Annotated in this window: 19 protein-coding genes; all 19 read right to left on the reverse strand. The window is 49.0% G+C overall.

What is annotated here, in order from left to right; translation table 11 throughout:
- Positions 1-14: 14 nt before the first annotated feature.
- Positions 15-680 carry an ABC transporter ATP-binding protein gene (locus tag DXD12_RS08465; protein WP_118024200.1) on the reverse strand — a complete coding sequence of 222 codons (666 nt, stop codon included), beginning with the start codon at positions 678-680 and terminating at the stop codon, positions 15-17.
- Positions 681-973: 293 nt separating this feature from the next.
- The gene (locus DXD12_RS08470) at positions 974-1,390 is read right to left on the reverse strand and encodes a hypothetical protein (RefSeq protein WP_118501967.1); all 417 of its coding nucleotides are present in this window, start codon (positions 1,388-1,390) and stop codon (positions 974-976) included.
- Between the two features lie 138 nt (positions 1,391-1,528).
- Positions 1,529-2,227 carry an FtsX-like permease family protein gene (locus DXD12_RS08475; RefSeq protein WP_243028728.1) on the reverse strand — a complete coding sequence of 233 codons (699 nt, stop codon included), beginning with the start codon at positions 2,225-2,227 and terminating at the stop codon, positions 1,529-1,531.
- A gap of 286 nt (positions 2,228-2,513) precedes the next feature.
- On the reverse strand, positions 2,514-3,545 hold the full coding sequence (locus DXD12_RS08480) for a HAMP domain-containing sensor histidine kinase (RefSeq protein WP_118501965.1): 1,032 nt from the start codon (positions 3,543-3,545) through the stop codon (positions 2,514-2,516).
- Positions 3,542-4,231 (reverse strand): response regulator transcription factor, encoded by a 690-nt coding sequence (locus tag DXD12_RS08485; protein ID WP_109625275.1) that lies wholly within the window; start codon positions 4,229-4,231, stop codon positions 3,542-3,544. Before DXD12_RS08485 ends, DXD12_RS08480 begins: the two co-directional genes overlap by 4 nt.
- Positions 4,232-4,456: 225 nt before the next feature.
- Positions 4,457-5,086, reverse strand: a complete 630-nt coding sequence (locus tag DXD12_RS08490; protein WP_118501961.1) for a hypothetical protein — start codon at positions 5,084-5,086, stop codon at positions 4,457-4,459.
- Positions 5,079-7,553 (reverse strand): hypothetical protein, encoded by a 2,475-nt coding sequence (locus DXD12_RS08495; protein ID WP_118638076.1) that lies wholly within the window; start codon positions 7,551-7,553, stop codon positions 5,079-5,081. The genes DXD12_RS08490 and DXD12_RS08495 overlap by 8 nt, the downstream gene beginning before the upstream one ends.
- Positions 7,550-9,667 (reverse strand): hypothetical protein, encoded by a 2,118-nt coding sequence (locus DXD12_RS08500; protein ID WP_118501957.1) that lies wholly within the window; start codon positions 9,665-9,667, stop codon positions 7,550-7,552. The genes DXD12_RS08495 and DXD12_RS08500 overlap by 4 nt, the downstream gene beginning before the upstream one ends.
- A 110-nt stretch (positions 9,668-9,777) precedes the next feature.
- Entirely contained in the window at positions 9,778-11,802 is a 2,025-nt protein-coding gene (gene ligA, locus DXD12_RS08505; protein WP_118501956.1) for an NAD-dependent DNA ligase LigA, read from the reverse strand.
- Positions 11,802-12,125 (reverse strand): hypothetical protein, encoded by a 324-nt coding sequence (locus tag DXD12_RS08510; RefSeq protein ID WP_118501955.1) that lies wholly within the window; start codon positions 12,123-12,125, stop codon positions 11,802-11,804. Before DXD12_RS08510 ends, ligA begins: the two co-directional genes overlap by 1 nt.
- Positions 12,122-12,379 carry a hypothetical protein gene (locus tag DXD12_RS08515; RefSeq protein ID WP_118501954.1) on the reverse strand — a complete coding sequence of 86 codons (258 nt, stop codon included), beginning with the start codon at positions 12,377-12,379 and terminating at the stop codon, positions 12,122-12,124. Before DXD12_RS08515 ends, DXD12_RS08510 begins: the two co-directional genes overlap by 4 nt.
- A 64-nt stretch (positions 12,380-12,443) precedes the next feature.
- Entirely contained in the window at positions 12,444-14,630 is a 2,187-nt protein-coding gene (locus tag DXD12_RS08520) for a PcfJ domain-containing protein (RefSeq protein WP_118638078.1), read from the reverse strand.
- A gap of 1 nt (position 14,631) precedes the next feature.
- Positions 14,632-15,174, reverse strand: a complete 543-nt coding sequence (locus DXD12_RS08525; RefSeq protein ID WP_003501924.1) for a hypothetical protein — start codon at positions 15,172-15,174, stop codon at positions 14,632-14,634.
- A 25-nt stretch (positions 15,175-15,199) separates the two neighbouring features.
- Entirely contained in the window at positions 15,200-16,120 is a 921-nt protein-coding gene (locus DXD12_RS08530) for a Cas9 inhibitor AcrIIA9 family protein (RefSeq protein ID WP_118555887.1), read from the reverse strand.
- A 71-nt stretch (positions 16,121-16,191) separates the two neighbouring features.
- Complete coding sequence (locus tag DXD12_RS08535) at positions 16,192-16,440, reverse strand: hypothetical protein (protein ID WP_003501922.1); 249 nt, start codon at positions 16,438-16,440, stop codon at positions 16,192-16,194.
- Between the two features lie 15 nt (positions 16,441-16,455).
- Complete coding sequence (locus DXD12_RS08540; protein WP_118638080.1) at positions 16,456-18,249, reverse strand: YodL domain-containing protein; 1,794 nt, start codon at positions 18,247-18,249, stop codon at positions 16,456-16,458.
- Between the two features lie 42 nt (positions 18,250-18,291).
- The gene (locus DXD12_RS08545; RefSeq protein WP_003501919.1) at positions 18,292-19,449 is read right to left on the reverse strand and encodes a hypothetical protein; all 1,158 of its coding nucleotides are present in this window, start codon (positions 19,447-19,449) and stop codon (positions 18,292-18,294) included.
- A 69-nt stretch (positions 19,450-19,518) separates the two neighbouring features.
- Positions 19,519-21,792: an ATP-dependent RecD-like DNA helicase gene (locus DXD12_RS08550; RefSeq protein WP_003501918.1), complete on the reverse strand. Its 2,274-nt coding sequence runs from the start codon at positions 21,790-21,792 to the stop codon at positions 19,519-19,521.
- Positions 21,793-21,807: 15 nt separating this feature from the next.
- Entirely contained in the window at positions 21,808-22,875 is a 1,068-nt protein-coding gene (locus DXD12_RS08555; RefSeq protein WP_003501916.1) for a lambda-exonuclease family protein, read from the reverse strand.
- Positions 22,876-23,103: the final 228 nt, after the last annotated feature.

Here is a 23,103-nt window from a genome sequence, read left to right on the forward strand (position 1 = left end):
GTCTGCCACCTCCTTTATCCAACGATTTTGCCATCCTCGATCCGTACAATACGGTCTGCAAGCTGGGCAATGGCATCATTATGTGTAATCATCACCAGCGTCTGGTTAAATTCACGGCTTGTTCTCTGCAAAAGCCCCAGCACATCGGCGCTGGTCCTGCTGTCCAGGTTTCCGGTGGGTTCGTCGGCAAGGACGATAGCGGGCTTTGACACCAGAGCGCGGGCGATGGCTACACGCTGCTGCTGGCCGCCGGAGAGGTTGTTTGGCATATTCTTCAGCTTATCCTCCAGTCCCAGCATGGACACCACATCCGCCATGAATTTCTGATCCACCGTATCCCCATCCAGCTCCACCGGCAGGACGATGTTTTCATACACATTTAGGATTGGCACCAGATTGTAGTTCTGGAAAATAAAGCCGATATTGCGGCGACGGAATATGGTAAGCTGCTCGTCGTTCATCTTCGCCAGCTCCTTATCCCGCACCATCACGCTGCCGGAGGTGGGTGTGTCCAGACCGCCCATCATGTGAAGCAGGGTGGACTTACCGGAGCCGGAAGTGCCGACCACCGCCACAAATTCGCCCTCCTCCACAGAAAAGTTCACGCCATCCAGGGCGCGGGTAATGTTCGGCTCTGTGCCGTAGTATTTTTTAAGATCAGTTGTCTGCAAAATTTTCATAACAGTTACCTGCCTTTCTTAATTTGTTGAGTATAGGGTAAAGGGCAAATGTTGCAGAATTGTCCTAAAGGGTATGAAAATCCATAATGAATTGCTTCAATTTTAGGACAATTCATATTCTTATTGAACAAGCAACTTTTTTATTGCATTGCTTCATGTATACGCTTGCTTTTGTTGATAAGATCATTATAAAACCCAAATGTCCGAGAAATGTTACAACTCTCGGACATTTCAAAAAAATTTACAGCGGGCATCCAGAAATAACTGTCCACCGAAACATACTACACGATTTTTTAGATAGATTGATTGTGAAATAATTTCAATCCAATCACCGCATTTATCATAAATTCCACAATGAGAATTATACTAATGGCAACATTAAAATTACATAAGTTATATAACCCGATATAGATTTCACAAGTAAGAAATACAACTTGCAGACACAAATTTAGGTATGCCACTAAATACTCGTTAGTTCTATTCCACAATCTAAACAGGAACCTTGTAAAAATAGGTTTTCCAGCAAAAGCAAAAAGCACTGACAATACCGGTACTAAAAATATATAGTAAGAATCTACTGCATTTCTGGGGGATGTACCTGCCCATTGAATTGCTATATTATCAGGAACAACGAAAAATAAAACAATAGATAAAATAACATTGATTATTAAAATGATTGTTGTTGCTTTGCAAAAATTGATTTTTTTCATGGTGTTTTCTCCTGTTATAAGTGTGCTTTAATTTGTTGCGTATAGGGTAAAGGGCAAATGTTGCAGAATTGTCCTAAAGGGTATGAAAATCCATAATGAATTGCTTCAATTTTAGGACAATTCATTTTGCAGTAAGACTCACACATTTTCATCCTTTAAGACTTCTACAATAATATCCCTGCGGATTCTTCTGGAAGCCGCCCTGTAAATCCCACTGATGACCATTAGCACCAGGACAATATAGGCTGCCAGCCCTAATAACGGGAATACCTGAATGAACTCCATAAAAGTCACATCCTGCATCCACATCAGAACTGTGGCGTTCAAAAACAGGATTGGTAATCCAATGACCAAAGGCTTTCCTCCAAGGAAGATCCCTTCTATATGGAGCAAACGGTCAAGACCTTTTCTATCCAGCCCCACAGAACGCAGCATGGCAAATTCCTTTCTTCTCTGATACAGGCTGTTCAGAATCGCCACTGCTGCTGATGAGATTCCAATGATACCAAATAGTGCAGTCAAACTGTAAACGATCAGCATGGTCGCATCGGTCAGCCGCTCTCTGTCCAAAGCGCGCTGTGTCTTGCTGGAGGTATAGAAATCACTCGTCCCCAGATAAGTACCACAGATCTGCTCTGCCTGCGCCTGTACTTCGGCATCCAGCCCATCTTCCACGAGAAGATTCATGTAAGTCCTGTAATTGTAAACTGCACGATCTTCTCCGAAATTCTGGATAATCTCATAGTATTGATCCATCGGCACCAGAATGGGCAATGTATAAAAGGCTATATTACGCCCAATCTCCGGCATTTCAGAAAGTGCAGATGATACCGTCACATCAAAACGGTAATCCCCCTGAATGGAGTCCAGGAACTTCTCTGTTACTTCTAAAGACTGATTTTTCTTGGAAAGAAGTGCCGGAGCAGCAGCACAACAACAACCGGCGGGATCAGCAAGCAAGCTGCATTGATGAGTAATGTCTTTGTGATTTCCATAAGGCCACCTCCAAATTCATGATGTTGCTGTCAGCATAAATCCCAAATGTTGCAGAATTGTCCTAAAATCCATTGTCCTCTAAAAATTTTTCAAAAAAGGCAGCCTGCCAAAACAGACTGCCTCAGAATTATTTTATGGGCAGGAACACGGAAAAAGTTGATCCTTCCCCAACTTTAGACTCGACGGTAATATAGCCCCCCTGCATGGTAATGATCTCACGGGCAAGGTATAAGCCGATTCCGACCCCATCTATATCATGCACCGCTTCATCCCGATAGAAGCGTTTGAAGATCGTGCCCTGAGAATGCTCCGGGATGCCTCTGCCTGTATCCGTCACATCTATCCTCAAATACATCTCCCAATCCCGTACCCTCACCTGAATGCTGCCACCAGCAGAGGTGTACTTTACCGCATTATCCAGAATGTTAAACAATGCTTCGGAAGTCCAGCGGCTGTCATGGGATATTGTCAAATCAGATGGGCAGTCCACCGACAGACTGATCTCTTTTTGTTCCATCGGAGCCAAAACACCATTGATGGCGCTCACCAGCGTATCCCCGATCACAGCATCCTGTTTCTCCAGCGTAATGACACCCGTTTCCAAACGGGAGGTTTTCACCATTCCCTGAATGAGAAAATCCAATTTATCCAGCTGCGTGCCTGTGGCCTGCAAAAACTCCTTGCGCTTTTCTTCTGTCAATGGCCGTGTCAGCATGGTATCGTTGATCAGCTTCAAATTTGCGATGGGGGTTTTGGTCTGGTGGGAAATATCTGATACCAGGGATTGCAGTTCTTCCTTTTCTCCCTCTGCCGTATGTCTGGTTTTCTGCATCACATTATAGAGCCGTTCCAGACGATGGCTAATCCGAGACAGCAGTGTTTCCGCTTCATAGTCTACCTGGGGCCGGTCTGTACTGTCCATCATGTGATCCAATGTCTGGCACAAACCATCGGTGAACAGAGAAAGTTTCTTTTGAAAATAGTGCAGAAAAACCATGCCCCAAATGTAAAATGCAGCTATCAAAATAATGCCGCAGATGACAACACGCACATCTTTCGTCAACAGGAAAAAAATCAACAGCAGCAAAGCGGCAGTGAGCAGAGTCCCCGCCACAATTTTTCTCAAAAATGCCCTGACGGATAAATTTTGCAGCTTCATCGAGGCTCACCGCCGATCCACTGATAGCCCATTCCATAAGCTGTCTTAATATATTTCCTCTCCTCTGTTTCGATTTTTTTGCGGATACGGCTGATGATCGTCGTTAGAGTATGCTCATCCACAAAGTCTCCATCAATATCCCACAGCTTCTCTAAAATCTGCCGCTTGGTCAGAATAATCCGGGGATTCTTTACGAACAGGAACAGGGTGCGGTATTCCTTCGGTGTAAAGTCCAGGGATTCTCCGGCAAGGGACGCACTTTGTTCAGAGAAGTCGATTTTCAGAAAGCCATCGTCAAACAGATCATGCCGAGGTGTCCGCAGTTCCAGATTCGCAAAAACCGCCGCTACTTTTTTACAAAGCACTGTCACAGAAAAGGGCTTGGTCACATAATCCGCGCCGCCGACTTCATATCCCTTGAGCATATCGCTCTCCTTGTCGTTGGCGGTGATAAAGATGATATAGGTATGCTGACCGCGATTCCGGATTTCTTCACACAGATCCAGTCCGCTGCCATCGGGCAGGTTAATGTCCAATAGCGCCACATCAAACTCATTTTCCCGCAGCTTTCTTACCGCGCTGTCAAAATTAAAAACCGAAATGACCTCATATCCGTCAGAGGTCAGATTATATGCCAGGGTCCGATTCAAAAGCTGATCGTCCTCTACAATTAAAATCTTCTTCAAAGCCTTCACTTCCTTTCCCAATTTTCCGATCATACTGATATTCTAAACATCAAATGTTGCAGAAATGTCCCAATCCGATATTTTTCTTTTTAATTATAGGATAGCCTACTTTTCAGCACAAGAATAAAAATATGAATTTCAATGTCATGTTGGACAACAAGAACACCGCCGCAAACTATACGATTGCGGCGGTGTTGACTATGTATAAAATCTTCCTATAGATTTTTATGTATGTATCCCGTATTTCGCCGTTTGGATGTTCTCTTCGCCATGCAGGATTACTCCACCGCAAGTCTTTGCGCCCTGTACCATGTAGCCCTCAAAAAAGAAGCTGTAAGGCAGGTAATCATCCGTCAGGACGATGCGCTCATAGTTGTACCAGTTAAAGTGCTGGTCCAGAAACTTCCCCAGTTTGTGCCGAAGGATAGGATTTTCCACTACGGCCTTGAGATTTTTCCGGCTGTGAAACTCTAGCTTTGGCCGGTTCTGTTCCGGAATGGACAGCAGCCGCCACCGTGTTCCATCAACGGTTTCTTCCTCACCTGCCGCATATGCGCGAAACGGCTCATAGGGCAGCCTGATCCGTTCGGTATAGCCGGAAACGCTGTCTCTGCCAGCATCCTTCAGCCATGTGAAGGAAAACTCCAGCACTTTGACACCGTCTACGGCATCACACAGCCGCAGTTCTGCATAGGAATGAATATCTTTGGCGATCAAATACTTCTTCTCCTCCAGCCGCTGCAGTTCCTTTTTCAAAATAATAAATTGCTGCGGCGAACAGCCATTTCTGGAGCGGGTCTTGAGGGAAATACTATCCCGATCCACATAAACCGTTGCCATTGTCCTATTATTCATAATCCACCTCGTTTCTGTTATTTGCCCCTGTATGATGCATGGCAGTCTGTGTGACCAGGAATGGATGCTCTACATACTCCTCTTTTGCTGAGGTATATGCCGCTCCGCCCAGAGAGTCCAGATACTGCCATCCGTTTTTGGATTTTGAGATGTACACATAGAACGGTGCAAGCACATACTCATCCCGTTCATAGCAACCAAGATACTTTCTTGCAAGTACCGCCACAACACCCAACTCTGCCGCTTTCTGTGTTGTCAGGGAAACTGCCAGTTTCATTACTTCCTCTTTTTCAATATCATTGAGTCTGGAAGTATAAACACTCTCCAGGAATAACACAGCCTTCTCACCTGCGGCAGACTTTCCGGTAGCCGTGTTCTCCTGCGACAAATCAGCAAAAGAAAAATCGATGGCAGGTGGTTTTTGAAATGCACCTTTTGTCAGACGGAGGCAGGCGCGAGCCACCACTGTTTCATCCTTTTTCACAAGAATAATCTTCTTGTTAGAGTCAAAGGCGGCTAACAGGCACTCTCTCTGGCTTCCAGTACGGTAAGACAGGCAGGTACCATGAGGAAGCTCCCCAAGCCGCAGAGTGTGGTAAAAATCATCCACCTCTTCTGCCAGAAATGCACCTCGGGCCAAAGAAAGATTTTTCTTCCAGAGGCTCTCCTGCATCTCGCTGACAGGGTAGCGGATCTCACGCTGCAGGTCACCGGCAAAATATTTGAGTTTATAGAACTGGCCCATCAATTCAGCCTGTACGATCCGTCGCAGCGCTTCAACAGCCAACTCCTGCCCGTCCAGTTCCCCATAGAGAGCGCGTACCATAGCCGCGCCACCCCGCAGTAAAAACTCCGTGACAGTCTCCCTGTTCTGCTCCACAAAATCATCCGAGAAGACCAGCTTGTCTTTTAGTTCCAGCCAGTCTGCATCTGTTGTCAGAATATCTTTGCGTACCTGCTTCCAATCCGTCCTTTCCAAAAGAGCCGTCATATTGTTGAGGGCAAATACCGCATCCGGCTCCGCAGTGAAAGCCGGTATGAATGTCTGCAGCTTCGTATAGTGTTGTAACAGTTCCATGGCAGTCCTCCGGGTCAGTCCACGGATATGTCCAAATGAACTCCGGTACCATTCGCTAAATGGCCTTTCCAACAGACATTTTCCAAGCTGCTCCAGCTCTGTATCTCCTGTATACTGGCTGACCAGCTCCCGCTTTATCAGCTGCCGAAGTGTCAGCAAACGCTGATCCACAGGAAGAGGTGTCAGCATGGTGTATAGCCGAACGTAAACCTCTTTCTGATGCCAGAGCTGATACATTTCCTCGAAGGTGTACTGCTGCCCTTCTTCCAGAAGCGTAAAAAAGCTGTCATTGCGGTTCACAGAATCGCTGGCTTTCAAATTCTTCAGCGTCAGAGAATTGATGTTGCAATGCTCACAAAAGCCTGGCTCAAACAAAAGTGAGTATCTCCCCAAGGACAGGAACACTTCACTGTTCTGATCCACCAAATCCAGAAAATGCTTTTTTCTATGCTCCACTGCATAAATGAGAATTGAAAACTGGAATTGTCGGATTGCATTAAAATCCAAATGGAGCCTGCCGGCATACAGAGCATTCAAATAACTCAGTTGGTTGCATAAAATTTCTTTCCTTCGTTCCTTGCTTAAAGGATGTGGCTGGGAGATAAACCAGTTGAGGTCGTATTGTCCGGCATGGTTGTCCAGCCAGAGGTCAAAAAAAGCAGACAAATCCTCTGCATCATATTCAAATACAGCCAACAGCCGGCGGAATTTTCCCACATCGGTCATTTTCATCCACCGGAGATCTTTCAGGCGCTCTACTGACAGAAACAGCCGCACACCTTGCCGATAAAGCAAGATGCAGACTCTCTGGAGCGGACGATTCTGTTCCAACAGTTCCAGAGCTTTCCGCTCATTTTGATGCCAGCAAAACAGATACGAACCAAGAAACGGCTGCCGCATCATATCCCGCTGGTGCTCCGTCAGCATGGAAAGTCCCTTCCACTCCGCAATGGGAAAAGTCTGCAGGTTATCCAATATGACCTGCTCCTCTTCTTCATACATCACAAAGGGAAAATAGTATTTCAGGTATTCAAACCGCAGGGAAGGCAACAGTTCCAATTCCATGACTGCCAGCACCTGCTCTTGGGGATACGCTGTCAGTCTCTCTCCATACCCGTCTGCCGACTCTAAGACCGAAGCAATTTCTTCATCACCAATCTCCTGCCTGCACAACGCACCATAGAGTGCTGCAAAGTTCGGCACCCGAACCAGTTCTTCCTGTATCCGCTTTGTCTTTCGGATGTGCAGCCGTTCCTGTAATTGAAGTGTCTCCACCTGTCCACATGCCTGCGCTATGGCATCCTCTGAAAAGCTGCCTGTAAGCGCCGGGAGCAATCCGTCATCTTTCATTCTGGTCAATAGGGTCAGATGTTTTAATGTATTTCTCATGCTGCTTCACCTCCGATCAGTGTCAGTACCATATTCAAAATCTCATGCCTTGGCCGGGGTTCAGACTTTACCAGTTCACCACACAGTTCAAAAAAGGCATGTGCGCCTTTGGCTTCCATCGTCCGTACACAACCGACAGGCCATTCTACCAGCTTGTCAAACGCCATATTCAGCACCTCGTTCTTCTCGTCCTGATGATAATATCCCCCAATGAATTTAACCAGAGATTCGGCGCTGCCGTTATAAAGCTGCTGCAGCTTTTCCCGTTTCTGTATGGTTCGTTTTTCCTGCTCCAGTCGTTTTTCCTGCTCCTTTCTCTCAGCTTCGACTCTGCGCTCATCCTCCAACTCTTCCTTGGAATAGAATGTTTCCTTCAGCCGGTTGATTTCATAGCCGTTATACTCGCTGTGGAGAAAAAACTGCCGCAACACCGCTGCCAGCGCTTTTTTATCATAAAGGCGTTGGATCTCCGGTGCTTTTAAGGCACTTAAAACGAAGTCCTCATATTTTTCCGGCTCAGTTTGGAAAAATGAAAGCTCCACCCAGTCATAAAGCTGTCGCTGCTGCTCTGCAGTTAGGAATGGCCGGCTGATGTATGTTTTATATTCTCTTCTGCTGTAATACCCCTCACTTCTGACAAAGCATTCGTGAAAGTAAAACCGCTCACCAAAAATCGTTTGAAGATGGGGAAAAGTATACTCAGCCAGCAACCTCTCTACAAACCGGAAACATCTCCAGCTCGAAATTCTTAGGGCATACTCCCGCAGCAGTTTCAGTTGTGGCGCGTATTCGCCACCATCCCTGTGCTGCTCAAAAAACTCCCATAAATCGATTTCTTTCCTTTCCACCAGAAAGGCAAACGCCCGCCCACTGTTCTTATGGCAACTTCTGAAATATTCTCCATAATCGGCTCCGGTTAGTTCTTGGTATCTGGAAAGCCACTGTTTCAAAGGGATCGCCTGCCTGGAATGCAGCATTTGCAAGGTAAACAACTCCATATAGTTATCCCGCTCCAGTTCCTTCGCGAGATCATCGTACTGAGGATCAAACACATCAAATCGGTACGGAAAATCTTTCTGTATCGTTTGATTCATCCATAACAGTGTTTTCGGCGCTGTGGGGTTCAAACCATATTGAACCGCTTCCCAGAGTCCCTGAAATCCTTCGTACTTGACCGTAAAGCTGTCATAGAACCGAAACAGCCAGCCAAGATACTCATAAAATTCTTCCGAAAGATCCTTTGGAGCATTCAGAAGCATCCGCCCACACGCCGCTGCGATTTTCTCGGCAGTGATGCTCTTGGAACTCAACCGATCCGGCAGCCTGTCCGCCCATACAGCGAGAGAGTTTGCCAAAATGATTTCATCGCAGCGATACCCTGCTTTAGTCAAAACCGAAAATTCGCGGCTGTCGGGCTTCACATTCATATACGGCAGTTTCATCAGCGTGCGCAGCACCAGGTCGGCTTTCCCGCGGTATTTCTTTGCCTGCTCTGCATAGAACCGGATGAACCATTCCAGCACACCAAAATCATATACCAGAGAAAGTGTTCGATTTTGTGTAAACAGGCGGCTCAGCTGGGTATGCATCGCCTCATAGCCGCGTTCCGTATCATCAAATAGCGACAGTACAAACAGGGCTTCTTCCGTTCTCATATACTCTCTTTCTGCCAGTTTCTCCAACAGGGCATGGCGCTGTGCCGCATCTGTTTCCAAAAGATGCAGAGCGCCCTGCAGGTACACATCTTCTCCGGCAGACCGTCGCAATTTCTGGAGGAATGCTCCACGCTGGTTACCCACAAACATATTGTCAGACTGGATCGCACAGGTATTTCCCAGCGCCAGGGCCAGAGCGCGGAACACCTGGACATCATCGCCCAGTTTTTCCTCAAACCGCTCCAACACCTCGCCAGGGTAACGCAAATGGTATGGTTCAAAATAGCCGGACACATCCGTTTCCACCTGCCATATCTGCATCGCCCTTGTTTGTCGGTAAGTCCTTCTCGCCGTATCGTCCTGAGAAGTCTGTACTACCAATTCGGCAAAGGAATGGTAAAGCTCCAAATCAATAGCCCTCTGATATACCCGGTAAACCGGTATCCTGTCGATATGCATTAAAATCCCTCCTACTTGAAATCTTCCATAAAAGATATGGGGAGAGAGCCCTGTTTCGGCTCTCTCCCCATTGATTAACTGACAGCACACCGATGGTATGCTATATTATCTTACTCAGCACCAGCCATACTGAAAAACTCCGCAGGCGACAGCACTGTAACGCCCAAATCCCTGGCCTTGGATAACTTGCTGCCGGCATTTTCGCCGCAGACCAGATAATCCGTCTTCTTGGACACCGAGCTGCCGGCATGGGCGCCCAGTGATTCGATCAGGTCATTGATTCCGTCCCGGGTGTAGGGTTCCACCTTGCCGGTAACTACGATAGTCTTTCCTACAAAGGGATTATCCTGCACCCTGTCTTCGCTGTGTTCTGCCACAGCAGGCTTTTGAATATTCATCATAGTCTGTAACTCCTCCCAAATACAGAAATTATCTTCTACACAGAACCAGTCGTGGATATTGTTATGCAATGTCTCCCCGAAATCCGGAAGCTGCCGAAAATCATAGCCTCCATAGACCGCATCCCGAAACTCATCCAAATCATAGTGGAACACACGACCCAATACCTTGCTGGCAGTGTTGCCGATCATAGGGATGTCCATAGAAATCAGATACCGTTCAAAGGTGGTATTCCGGCTCTGCTGGATAGCGTCCCAAAGGCGCTGCCAGGACTTTTCACCAAACCCATCCATGCGGACGATTTCAGCCCGGTAGCGGTCCAGACGGTAAATGTCCAGATAACTATGGATAAATCCCTGACCAATGAATTTTTCCAGTGTAGCCTCCGACAGCCCTTCAATGTCCATCGCCTTCTGGCTGACAAAATGAACGAACTTCTTCAGCCGGCGTGTTTCACAGTCAGGATTATCGCAGTACAGCGTCTTGATGATGCGATCCTCGCTCTTTTCGCCCTTTCCGCTTGATTCATGGATGCGGGTAGGCTGTCCGCAGCAGGGGCAAACATGGGGAATCGTATCCGCCATAGAGAAACCGCCTCTGTCCAAATTTTCCTCCACATGAGGGATGATCATATTTCGCTTGCTTACCAGAATCCGGTTTCCAGCCATCAGTTCCAGATCCTCAATAAAGGACAAGTTGTGCAGACTGGCCCGGCTGACCTCGCAGCCATCGATTTCCACCGGTGTAAACACAGCTACCGGAGCAATCTCTCCAGTTCTGCCCGGTGTCCATTCAATGTACTGCAGCAGGCTCTCATGCAGGTCATCTTCAAATTTATAGGCCAGACCGTCCTTATAGTGATGTCCGGTGTGGCCGCAGCTCTGGGCATAGGCGATGTCGTTAAACGAAACCACGATACCGTCAATGGGGATATCTTTGTCAGTGGCATATTGCCTCAGCTGATAAATACCGGCTTCCACATTTTCCAATGTCAGTTTCTGCTTTGTGACCAGATACTTGCAGGGCTGGAACCCCAGCGCACGCAATTCCCGCAGCTTATCTGATTTCCGGGTCAGGTGCGGAAAGCCCTCCAGCACACCAAACGGCATGAAAACCAGCCGACGCTCCTGGCATGTCTTGGCATCCATCAGACGGATGGAACCAGCAGCCAGATTGCGGCCGTTTTTATAGGGCTTACCGCTGCTGTCCTGCAGGCTGGTCTTCAGTTCCTCAAAATCACTGGGTCTGATAAAGCCCTCACCCGTCACAACCAGTCTCTCTTTGTAGGTAATGTGGGAAGGAATACCGCTGATGGCTCGGGTGTTATGGGTAATGATCTCCCCTTCGTCACCATCGCCACGGGTAGCCGCCTCCAGAAGTTCTCCATTCTCATAGGTCAGCTTTACAGTCAGGCCATCCAGTTTGAGCATCAGCATCACCTGCTGCTCACCCATGAAATTCAGAAGAACCATACTGCTCTTAGTCTTATCCAAAGACAACAGCGGGATCTCATGTCTGGTTTTCTCCAGTCTGCTTACCGCAGGATAGCCTACTGTCTGGGTTGGCGAATTTGCCATTTGGATTCCCGTTTCCTGTTCCAGCTCTTTCAACTCGTCAAAGAGTCTGTCATAGACCTCATCTGACACACTGGGCGCATTGCGGTTATAATACTCATCCCGATAACGGTTGAGCCGGTCATTCAATTCTCTCTGCTTTTCAAAAATATTCCGTTCCATTATGCTGCCTCCTTTTCAAGTACCCGGAAGGACATAACCAGTTCTTCTTCCGTATGCTTCTGTTCACTGTCGAAAACACTGCAAACACCGTCTGTAAACTGCCAGTGGGCGGCTCTGCCCCACCAAAGGATTGGGCCGCGGCCGCCGTTCCCTCTGTTGGCAGACGCATCTGGCTGATTCGCTACGGTACTATAAAAGCCCTGCGTGTTTACCAGCGTAATGTTCCGTATCTGTCCAATACATTCCGGCCGGCAGTGATCCAATATCTCCAACTGCGTCCCTTCCCGAAGTGTCCTGCGCAGCTGATTCAGGTTTTTGATCATGCGCTTTTCTCCTTTCCCCGCCCCACAGGGCAATCCTGCTGTGCGGTATGCAGCCCATTTCTGCCGGCTGCATACCTGCCAAAATTCAATTCATGGACAATACGCTGAATGGCGTCATCATCGTCCCACGCTGCGTGAAGCGTATTCCGCTCTGGTCCGGCTCCCACATGGACACATACCTTTTCACTGCCAACCTGCAGCAGCACATCCTGTCGCCTGGCGCAAACCACTGCCAGATTTCCAATTTGTTTCATGCTCTGCTCCTTCCTTGTTCATCAATAGCCGGACACCCAAAGGATGCCCGGCCATTCTCATTTGTCACGCTGCAGCAGCCAGCGCCGGAGACTGGATGCTATCCGTGTTCTCCATCAGATCTGCCATCAGCACATCCACCAAAAGTTTTCCTGCCAAATGGCCGGTATGGATGATGACCCGATCCTTCTTCAACTGGATAAACTCCTTCTCACGAAGGACACGGCTCTCTGCAGCCAGCGCCTTGTCGCTTTCTGTCAGCCTGGCGGTAACCACCCGCTGCCACTTCTGCAGGAACTCTGTTGCCTGCTCAATGTCCTTCTTCTGCCGGTCATATTCCGTCCGTTTCTGCCGCACTGTTCCATCCGGCTCCACTTCCAGCGTGTAATAGGCATGGAAAGGATCATCCGTTTTACGCAGAAACATCACAAAGCTTTCTCGCCGCTCAATCCGATCCCAGTAGCGGTCGCTGCTTCCTACACAGTGATGGAGCGCACGCCCCTCGGTAATAATATCCAGAATACCGCTTGGCACCACTACCATATAATCCGCATCGGCGTACTCATATTTCGTTTTGATTTCCTGACAGATGGCATTAACATGGGGGAATTTCTCCTCCATCTCCTCGGCCTGCAGTTCAATATCCTTCTCCTGGCATTTGAGCACCAGATCATCATGGCGCCGCCGCAGCTTTCTGGTGCGATATACGATCTCATCATAAACATCCATGTGCAGTTTCTTTGCCATGGAAAGATAATCCTCCCATGTACGCAGTACCTCATGGCTGTTTCGCCGGAAAGATGGCATCTGACGCCGCACATAGTTATAGACCTGCACCATGCTCATGCGGTCGGCAATGAACTGGACATCCCTGGGCTTAATATCCTGCTGATACATCCACAAAAGGACATTATCCGGGATTTCCCTGCCGGTGCCCTTTTCATATTGCAGCCACCGCAGCAGATCACAGCCTCCATTATGGAGCCGAAGGCGCTGAAACCTTCTGCTGTCAAGTCCCAAGGCTTTGATCAGGCTCCCTGTACTACGGTTTTTGATAAGTTCACTGACCGTTCCGCAGGAACTGAAACATTCTCTGGTAAGCTTCGGCAGGCTCGCCTTGCTGATCTGTTCCATTTGCGGTATCCGTTCGAGCACAGCCAGATATTTTTCCGGATCAACGCTTTTCTGCTTCCGAATCCAGTTGACCAGCCCTGTGCATCGAAGTTCCTTCTGTTCCAGAGTTGGCAGCGTTTTGCCATAGACCCGTCCATTATGCGAACCAGACCAGTTGTAAGAACAGGGGGATCCGGAAATCCAACGCATATTGCGCTGCTTATACAACCCCCAATAGTAGGTTCTTGGCTTCCTTTCCTTGTCATAAATCGTGCGCCGGATTTCCTGGCAATAAAGTCTGGAGTTTGGAAGGCTTTCTTTTCTGTATGTCCGGTCAGCCTGAAATTCACGAACTACAAAGCCAACTTTGCATCGCTGGATCAGGTAGGCAAAATGTTTTTCTGTCTGCATATACCCCGCTCGTCCATAGGCTTTGAATACCACCGAATGGCGGCAACAACTACAGCGGCCTTTTTGATTGTGATGTGGATGTACCTTGATCGGTACTTCCTTTTCGCAGTAGGTACAATAACCTGTTTTGGCGCCGCCCTTTTTGTAGTGGTAGTAAATGTAATTTTGCCGGATGGCAACCTTATCCACCCATCGACTCCAGTCCTTCGGAAGTTCCGGCACCTGTTCCATATCTTTATCCCATGGATCAGTTTCCCGCCGGTGCCGCTGTTCGAGCTGTTCATCGCGCACATCCCGCTGAAACTGCAGGATGGCCTCTACCGCTTTTTTATCAATGTTCAGATATGTCTGTATAGATGTCTCATCTTCCTCGCTGATCCAGTAGGCTTTGGTATACCAGTATTGCCGCTTCCAGTCCAGTCTGTCCAACTTGGATTCGCACCATTTCTGTATCAGGCTGTTATAGGTAATAAACTGCCGCTTTTCTTTATCCAGATACACTTCATAGGCCGGATTACTCCCATCCAAGCGAAGATGCTCTGGGAAAAAGAAAGCCACCTTCAATATTCCATCCTGTTTGATACATCTCAGATAGGTATAATACTCACAGACTTCCCGAACATATCCGTAGTCAGTTTTTTCCTTTCTTGGCAGGTCTGAAGTCGCGATTTTCTTCATTTCATCCGTCGCTGTCAGCTTGGGAAGTGCCATCAGGGCTCTTTTTTTCATCTCAATTCACCATCCTCTTTGTCAAATCTACGCCATACCACACATCAGGCAGTAATGTAACGCCGTCAATCCGGCCCACTGCAACCTGTACGATACTTTCCGAATCCGGAGCTTCCTTCGCAAAAGCAAGGATGTCTCCCAGTCTTCCGGTAGCAACGGGGTCTTTGCCCCGTACCACCGCATAACCGCAGTTCGCCATTGCCCGGTTGGCTGCCACATGGGAGCTCCACACCCTGCGCGGATGATCTACCATGTATGCCAAACCATGTAAAAACAACTCCTCTTTGGTTAGCCGCTTAATCACAGTCAGCTCCGTACAGGCGATTTTGGAGTCATGCTCATCTTCATCGATGTCGCCGCCGGCGTTGACGATATAATATTCCGAATGCTCCAGGCTGGAATAATAACTAAGGCAGTCAAGCGGGTCCTCCGCGCAGTGAAATCCATTTTCCCTGCAATTTGCTTTTTCAGTCGTATTGAGCCCCATCACAAACTGATAGCCACGGCATATCAGCCCGGGGCGAAAGCCCTTATAAGCAATCATTCTGCATTTTTCCTCCTTTGCCGGTTCAGCCTGCCTTTGCCATACCAAAATCCAGCAGCGACATCTGCCCATCCTGAGAAGGCTTTTTTTCCTCCTGCTTGGGTGCCGACTTGGGTTCCGTCTTTTTCTTCTCTGCCGCCTTCTTGGGTTTGTTCTTTGCAGAGGACTTCCCAGCATACGGCTTGGGAACAAACTTTTCCTCATCCTCATGGTCTTCCTTGGCATCAGGGTCACGGAAATAATCTTCCGCCCACTGATAGCACAGATCATCCGGCACATCGCAGCCATACGCCTGCTGTCCGGGACCAGGGCGGGTTCCGCTTGCTTTTAGTTCATCCTGTACATAATCCCAGGCTTTCCGGTTGATGTACTGGAAACAGCGAATCATGTTCTTTTTCGGATGCATTGTCAGACGGGCAAACGCCGTATCTTCCATACAGAGCATCTGAATATGCTCGGACACACACTCCTTCATATTGCGCCGCGTCAGTTTTTCCACATCAGTACTTACCCGCTGGGTAGAGGCCGCGATTACTTCTTCATCACTCATCGCTTCCAGACGGGCGATCTGCTCCTGCTCTGCGGCTTTCTTCGCCTGCTGTTTGGCGTCAAATTCCGCTTTGCGCTGGGCTTCAGCCGCCTCATGCTCCGCACGCTTTTTTTCTTCATCTTCTGCGGCGGGCGGTTGTGCCGAATTCCCCTCCTCAGCAGACTTCTCTTCCCCAGCAGGCGCTACTTCATCCGTAGGTTCCTCCTCTGCATCAGCCAAAGCAGTCTCACCGGCACAAACCGAAGCCGCCGATACTGGGACAGTGTCTGTACCTACAGGCGGCACAGGCAAAGATTCCATCTCCTCCAGCTCAAAGGCTTCATCATCCTCAAAGGCTGCAGACGAATCGAACATACCGTTTTGCTGCTCCATTGCTATTTCTGAAAAAACACCCATTGTAAAATCTCCTTTCGCAAAAAAGGCATGGAGCAGGCCGTTATGATCCTTTCCATGCCATTGTGTGTTGCTCACAGCACATATAAAAGTGTGCTGAAGCTGTCAAAACAGTAGCAGACCACGCCAGTATACTGCCTTGACCATTCCTTGATTTTGTCCTGCACCTCCTGCGCAACCTTTTGATTGCTCATATTCCATGGCGGAGGTACCGTTACGGTAAAGTAGCCATTCTCCAGACAACTTCTGACATCTGCCGGAAGGCCGGAACACTGCTCATACAGTGCTGCGATCTGACTTTTCTTCTTTTCTGCAATACGCATCTGACCCCTATCCCTTCATTCCTGTTTTTGAGCAGGCTCCGGAAGTCTTTTACACAAGAATGGGGAGAAGCGTACCGGTGCAAAATCCCGGCAGTCATTCACATAGAAGTATGTGCGTTTGCCTTGGCAGTCCAGTTCCACCACATCAGATGGAGCCAACGGACGACCTCTGTAATCTTCCGGCAAATGTTCATTGTAGTCCAGGAACAGACGCCCCAGCACTTCCATGTCATTCTGACCCTTTGGGCAACAGACCTCTGCGCTCCATACCGTCTGATAGGCGGCGGCAGGCGGCTGTTCATATCCAGCCTTACGCAGTGCATCCAGTTGCTTGAACGCGAAAGGTACCGTCTGTGTCTCACCCAGGCAAAGCTGGTAAATGCAAAATCTCCGGAAAACTCTCTGGCTGTCCAGAATATCCTTCAGCGCCTGATTGCCTTGAGCAAGAAATATCTGATACTCTTCCTTTGTCAGCCCCAGATACTCTGTCAGGTCCAAATCTTTCTCCGCTCTGGTGTGCCAAAGCTCGACGCAGCCATCTATATAGGTAAAATCACACTTACCGCACAGATATTGCTGCTTAAAATTCATTCTCTGCACCTCCTTTTCCTTCTGTTCTTTCTCCCGAAGGGCAAGCTGCCAATCATCAAACCCTTTATAATTCGGATTCCAGGTCAGCCGACGACATGCCATTCCATTTTTTCGGGCCATCAGATAGATCTTAGATGCCCCATTAGAGGTCATTTGGTTACTGTACTTATCCATATCATGAGCCTCAATGATCTCCTCAGTGCCATTCTGTGCCAACAGTGCAAACAGCGTATCCAACTGGCTGGTGTTGTTTGCACCGGCAATCGCCACAAAAGTCCGGTTTGTCAGGCAGTGTGAGATGTCTGCTTTCAGCAGTCCTTCAATGACATAGACCACCCGGGCAGATGGATCTCCTATAAAATGTACCGGACTCCCGGATGTAACACCCATATTTTTGGACGAGGACGAAAACCAGATGTATTTGGCTCCTGCCTTATCCGGCGGATCATCTTTTTGCTTGAGCGGAATATCCAAAAGGATCTGCAGGCCGTGTATCATACCGTCGTATCCCACAGCCGGAATCAAAATCCCTGCGTTTTTTCGGTAGAAGTTCATGGTCCAGCGCCCGCTGTCATCCAGATAAAAGCCGGGCACTCCCTCCACCTTGCATCCCTGTTTCATCAGCCGCTCGGTAATGGAGCGGCAAAGGAATGGGGGTGGAGTGCTCTTGAACCCGATCCTATCAATCTGTTCATCCGACAGTCCCCGTTTTGGGGAGTGCAGATGGTTGCGGTGGGCAGGCTGAAGAGGCAGCATAGCGAGCAGCAGCGAAAGCGTTTGATGGATTTTCTGTCCGCTGGCCCGTTCTGCTTGCTGCACTGTTTTTAGTTCGCCCCTCCTCTCATATCCGGCAAGGTCGGTCTGAGTCCCCGAAACCGGGGACCCAGTACCAGCCTGCTGGTTTCCTGCCATCTCATATCCAGAGTTCGGCCGTTCCCTGTGAAAATCGTTGCACAGGGCTTCTCCTATCTCCCAATACGCATCGGATGTAGTCGTATTGTTTAGCCGCGCATAAAGCGCAAGCATACCGCCATGCTCATCACAATAATTGCACCGCCAGACATTTTTGACGAAATTCACATTCATCTTGCCGCGGCGGTCACCACAAAACGGGCAATCCACATATACACTGTTTGCCTGTCGGCGTCTGATTCGCAGATGTAGAAGTTCCACTACATCCATAATACCGAACGGAAAATCTCCTGGATATGAGTCCATCTGTTCTCCCTCCCTTCTTGGCCCCATAGATGGGGCTGCTTATCATCCGGCTTTCTGTGCGGCCATACCATCGAGCATGATCTGCGCCGCAGCACGAACGATATTGTTGGTACTCTTGTTACCAGGGGTGAGATAGAATTTCAGACTCACCGGACGCTCCTTGGCAACTGTTGCCATGGTTTTTCCTTTGCTCAGACCGCTATCCACCACCACATTCTGCGCTTCTTCAAAGGTCATTACCTTCAAGATATCTTCTACCGGAGTGCTCTCCGTATAAGAAGGCGCCAGGGGCTGATTAGGTGCTTCCTGCTGAACAACAGGCGCCACAGGCAGTTCTTCCGGTTCATCCGATTGGAATACGGGTGCGGCCGGCTGCTCAGACACATCATCCTGTTTTGGACTGCTATCCAATGTAACCTCACGGTTGGGTACCGGCAGCTCCATATTGGGAGCATTCTCCTCTACCTTGCCGACAGGCAGCGTATCCATATTCTCCTTCTCTTCTGCAGCCATCTGCTGGACAGTGGGCTGTACCGGAGAAACCGGGGGCTGTTCATTCTGAACCGGCTTTGCCGCAGGTTTCTGGATAGAGGTCGGACGCGCAGGCGCATTACGGCGCTCTACGACGCTCTGAGGCGCTCTTTCCAGTCGGGCATGAACTTCCCCGCCAGATTGCCGCAACGCCGCTCCAGAGGCTTCTACGGGCCTCTGTGCCGCATCCGGCATTGGCTGCTGGATAGGAGCCGCCCCGGAAAGCGGAATACTACTTCCAAACACCTTGCCCGTACTGTCAACAGCAACATCGGCAAACTGCAAACCGAAACCGGCATCCGACAGCGCAGCACTCAATGCCTCATCCTGGGCAGCCTGCACATAATCGGTACCTTCTTCCGCACTGTGCTGCGAGATGTAACTGCTGATAGGCTCTGCATCACTGCGGTCCAGATAAACTCTGGCCTCCATAATCGCAAGCTGTTCCGTGATCCTCAGGGTAGTCAGTTTCATGCGGCCCTGGGGGTGGCGCAGACGGAACCACAGTTTCTGATAGGGCAACTCCAACTGCAGCATTTCCTCATTGGTCTTTCTGGACACCTTATGGCGCAGAAATTTGAGCGGATCAAAGCCAGGTACCTTGTTCAGTTCTGCCACTGCCGGAATTGTTTTGTACATCATAGGCATCGGATTACTTTTTTCATTCATGTTGGAAACTCCTTTCTGACATAAAAATAGGAGACGCCAAGTGCCATTTCTGCACCTGACCTCTCTTTTTTAACTTGCGTTCTTTAATTGCTCTTCCAACGCAGCCGGAATGGGGATGCCGGCTTTCTTTGCGTAGGCTTTGAAATACATCTGGATGCGCATACCCAGTAGCGTATTTCGCTTGCCGATCTCATTACGATGGATTGCCATAAACAATACCTGTTTCTGCCCAATCAGCACCACCCGCTTTTTGGCACGCGTGATTCCGGTGTAGAGCAGATTACGGTACATCATGATGGTGTGCGCTTTGAGCAGCGGCATAATGACGGTCTCATACTCAGAGCCCATAGCCTTGTGGATTGTAGTGGCATACGCCAGATCCACATTGCTCAAATCATCTACGCCGTATTCCAGTGTTCTGCCAGCGCCAAAATCCATGCCGATTTTTTTACCCTGGTCAGTGTCCTTAATATACCGGATGAAGCCCAGATCTCCATTAGAGACCTTTTCTGTGTTCTTGGTCTGCATGATGCGGTCATTGACCCGGAAGATCCTGGGGCCAAACTTGATTTCTTCCTCCGCAGAGCGGAATGGGTTGACCAATTCACGAATGGTTTCATTCAGCTGTTCCGACGACGCGGCGCCTTCTGAACGGAAAGGTGAAAGAATCTGCACATTCTCAATGCCACTCTCCTGTATCTCCAAACAATACCGTTCTGTAATCTTTTCAGCGGTGTCTTCCTGACTATCACCAGACACGAAAACAAAATCCGGTCCATAAAACAGTTTGGTATTGCCCTCGTTGATAAATTTGGCGTTATAGGCAATCAGACTGTCCTTCGACTGACGGAAAATCTGATCCAGCACCGTTACCGGGACGATTTGGGTCTCGATGATCTCACGGAAAACATTTCCGGCTCCTACGCTGGGAAGCTGATCTGGGTCGCCTACCAGCACGATTCTGGCATTTGCCTTCATGCGCTCAAAGAATTTCTCGGCAAGCCACATATCCACCATGGAAAACTCATCCACAATGATTAAATCGGCCGACAGTGGCTCTGACTTTCTGTTCCGGCTACCCTCATCCTCTTCACTGGTCAGTCCCAGACCACTGTGTAATGTCCGGGCATCCTCAAAGCCGGTGCTCTCCGACATCCTGCGGCTTGCCCGACCGGTAGGCGCCATAAGAGCAATTTTGCCATCAGGGTGCAGCCGCCGGTAAACCTCAAGTATCGTCCGCAGCACTGTTGTTTTACCAGTACCAGGAGAACCCGTAATCACTGACAAGCCATGCCTAAATGCTGCATAGACCGCAGCCTCCTGCTGTGCAGACAGGCGCAGCCCCATTTCAACCTTGACCTGTTCCAGCACCGGCGCAATATGCTCTACTGGCATCTGGGCGACCAGACGCTGGGCGATCCGGCGCGCCGTTTCGTCCTCTTGGGCAAACACTCTGGGAAGATAGATATTATCCTTCACAGAAACGATTGCTCCATTCAGGATCATTTCCTGCATCATATCCCTGACTTCCTGCTGATGCAGGCGAAGCTCCGGTACAGGTATCTTCTCATTGAGCAGCTTCAGCGCTGATTTCTCCAGTTCTTCAGAACTGATGTACAGATGGCCTCGTTTACTCTTGCCTTCATCTAACGCACAAAAGACAGCCCCTTTGATACGCATAGGGTCATGGAGATCACCCCCGCTCTTTTGTACGATTGCATCTACCCGCCGAAATCCAAAGCCGGAGATCTGGCAAAGCTCAAATGGGCTCTTTTCCAAAATCTCTACGCTGGTTGGGCCGAAATATTGATATATTTTCAATGCTGTCTTGGGAGTAATCTTAAATGGCGCCAGCAAAGTCATAATTCCTTGGAGCATACGGTTTTCTGCATAAGAGGCTCTGATGTCCTCCAATTTATTTTCCGTAATACCCCGGATCTCCAACAGCCGCTCCGGCTGGTGTTCCAGAATATCCAGTGTGGCCACACCGAACCGCTCCACAATGTCTGCGGCAGTTTTAGGACCAATCCCTTTGATAAGCCCGGAGGCAAGATAGCCCTCTACGCCGTTTTTTGTTCTGGGCACAATTTCACGCCACTGCTCCACCTGGAGTTGGACACCATACTTGCCCTTTGTCCATTCACCATCCAGTTCCAGCTCTACCGCATCTGTCCGTGGAATCTCATACCCCACAGCTGTAAAGCGGATCAAATGGTCTTTGTACCGTCTGTTTGACCTGGCCTCGGCAGGCACGCTCTGGTCTGCGGTCTTTACACTGACGATACAAAACTTATTGGCAGGATTATAAAAAATCGTCCCGTCGTAGGTTCCAATACAATTCATCCTTTTTTCACCTCACTAAGCGGCCTCCATAATTGAGGCTCTAACGCTGAACCGTCTGGATTCGGATACTGTAACAAACTGCTCGTAAATATCCGGATGCTCCAGTTTCAACCGAAGCAGGTTATCCTTGTCGATGATGGACTTGCGAACAGGGGTATAGGTAACCGTATAGTTCACGCCCTCCTGCTCACAGATCGCAGTACAGCTGGTACCCATTTCCGCAATCAACAGGGCCTTCAGACGCTGAATATCCTTGTCGATTTCTTTGGAGTACACCTCTGCATTTTTCTTTTCATCCAGAAGACGCAAATACTGCATGAGTTTTGCAGTCATATCCAGGTCGAGTGCAACGGCCGGAGCATTTTTATCTGCCGGACCAAAGTGTTTGCGTGCGCTCTCAATGATCAAGGCCCCACTTTCTGTATAGGGCGGCGGCACATGGCGCTGCACATGGTTTTCCCAGAAATACTGCTCCAAAAAGACCATCTCAGCCTCGTACTCGAAATCACGTTTGACCTCCCGGATAATAACTTCTTCCTCGTTGTTACCATACAGGCAGCAAAAGAAACATCGGTCAAGATCCGTTACCGCCATATAATGACGCCCCTGAGATTCATAGTAGACTGGAACCGTCTCCTTCCCATTCATCCACCAGTTATCTCTGGCATTATAGTTTGTGGTCTTGATCTCAAGGATTGCTGTGGTGCCATCCGGCAGTTCCACAAAGTAGTCCACATCAGCCAGCATCCAAGGATACTGTGGGTGCTGGAACATCTTTTTGATCTGGTAGACCCGATATCCAGTTTTCCGCTCGAATATCTTTGCTACCAGAGGCTCCAGCAAATGCCCCATTTCCATGGCAACCCAGTTGCCCTCATCATCTTCCACTGACGCTATGTTCAGTTTGTCGTAGTACAGATCCCTGGCTGTCCGGAATGGAGAAGTGCCAAAAATCGCCGATACATCGCTGCCGCCGATTCCACGGCGCCGGTAATCCAGCCAGTCTTCTTCTGAAAGATCTGCCGTTTCTACCAGCACCAGCGGTTCATACCGCTTTCGTTCAGCACTATTGCTGCCAGACATATCAAATCCCCCTTCGTGATCTTCGGGGCAAAATAACCGCCCTCGTCATTGGTGCAACATTTCGTAGCCGGAGCGAAGATACTGCCTGTCTCTTCATCTTCCAGTCCGTGGAGTGTGCCGACTTGACCCGCCGACCATTCTGCTTTCTTTTCTGCTTCACATTCATGTACATGACCTGCCTTTCTCAGTTTTGATTTATCCTTAAAGCCCTTTCAGGCTTACAGGCAA

It is taken from the genome of Clostridium sp. TF11-13AC (genome assembly GCF_003481065.1).
Taxonomy (GTDB): Bacteria; Bacillota; Clostridia; order Lachnospirales; family Lachnospiraceae; genus Otoolea; species Otoolea fessa.

What these genes read in the sequence shown, in the direction of transcription:
- DXD12_RS08470 (WP_118501967.1), bottom strand. Translation starts at nt 1,390, where the DNA reads ATGAAAAAAATCAATTTTTGCAAAGCAACAACAATCATTTTAATAATC.
- DXD12_RS08495 (WP_118638076.1), bottom strand. Translation starts at nt 7,553, where the DNA reads ATGAGAAATACATTAAAACATCTGACCCTATTGACCAGAATGAAAGAT.
- DXD12_RS08510 (WP_118501955.1), bottom strand. Translation starts at nt 12,125, where the DNA reads ATGATCAAAAACCTGAATCAGCTGCGCAGGACACTTCGGGAAGGGACG.
- DXD12_RS08530 (WP_118555887.1), bottom strand. Translation starts at nt 16,120, where the DNA reads ATGGGTGTTTTTTCAGAAATAGCAATGGAGCAGCAAAACGGTATGTTC.
- DXD12_RS08550 (WP_003501918.1), bottom strand. Translation starts at nt 21,792, where the DNA reads ATGAATTGTATTGGAACCTACGACGGGACGATTTTTTATAATCCTGCC.
- DXD12_RS08540 (WP_118638080.1), bottom strand. Translation starts at nt 18,249, where the DNA reads ATGGACTCATATCCAGGAGATTTTCCGTTCGGTATTATGGATGTAGTG.
- DXD12_RS08490 (WP_118501961.1), bottom strand. Translation starts at nt 5,086, where the DNA reads ATGAATAATAGGACAATGGCAACGGTTTATGTGGATCGGGATAGTATT.
- ligA (WP_118501956.1), bottom strand. Translation starts at nt 11,802, where the DNA reads ATGGAACGGAATATTTTTGAAAAGCAGAGAGAATTGAATGACCGGCTC.
- DXD12_RS08545 (WP_003501919.1), bottom strand. Translation starts at nt 19,449, where the DNA reads ATGAATGAAAAAAGTAATCCGATGCCTATGATGTACAAAACAATTCCG.
- DXD12_RS08500 (WP_118501957.1), bottom strand. Translation starts at nt 9,667, where the DNA reads ATGCATATCGACAGGATACCGGTTTACCGGGTATATCAGAGGGCTATT.
- DXD12_RS08515 (WP_118501954.1), bottom strand. Translation starts at nt 12,379, where the DNA reads ATGAAACAAATTGGAAATCTGGCAGTGGTTTGCGCCAGGCGACAGGAT.
- DXD12_RS08465 (WP_118024200.1), bottom strand. Translation starts at nt 680, where the DNA reads ATGAAAATTTTGCAGACAACTGATCTTAAAAAATACTACGGCACAGAG.
- DXD12_RS08535 (WP_003501922.1), bottom strand. Translation starts at nt 16,440, where the DNA reads ATGCGTATTGCAGAAAAGAAGAAAAGTCAGATCGCAGCACTGTATGAG.
- DXD12_RS08525 (WP_003501924.1), bottom strand. Translation starts at nt 15,174, where the DNA reads ATGATTGCTTATAAGGGCTTTCGCCCCGGGCTGATATGCCGTGGCTAT.
- DXD12_RS08520 (WP_118638078.1), bottom strand. Translation starts at nt 14,630, where the DNA reads ATGAAAAAAAGAGCCCTGATGGCACTTCCCAAGCTGACAGCGACGGAT.
- DXD12_RS08555 (WP_003501916.1), bottom strand. Translation starts at nt 22,875, where the DNA reads ATGTCTGGCAGCAATAGTGCTGAACGAAAGCGGTATGAACCGCTGGTG.
- DXD12_RS08480 (WP_118501965.1), bottom strand. Translation starts at nt 3,545, where the DNA reads ATGAAGCTGCAAAATTTATCCGTCAGGGCATTTTTGAGAAAAATTGTG.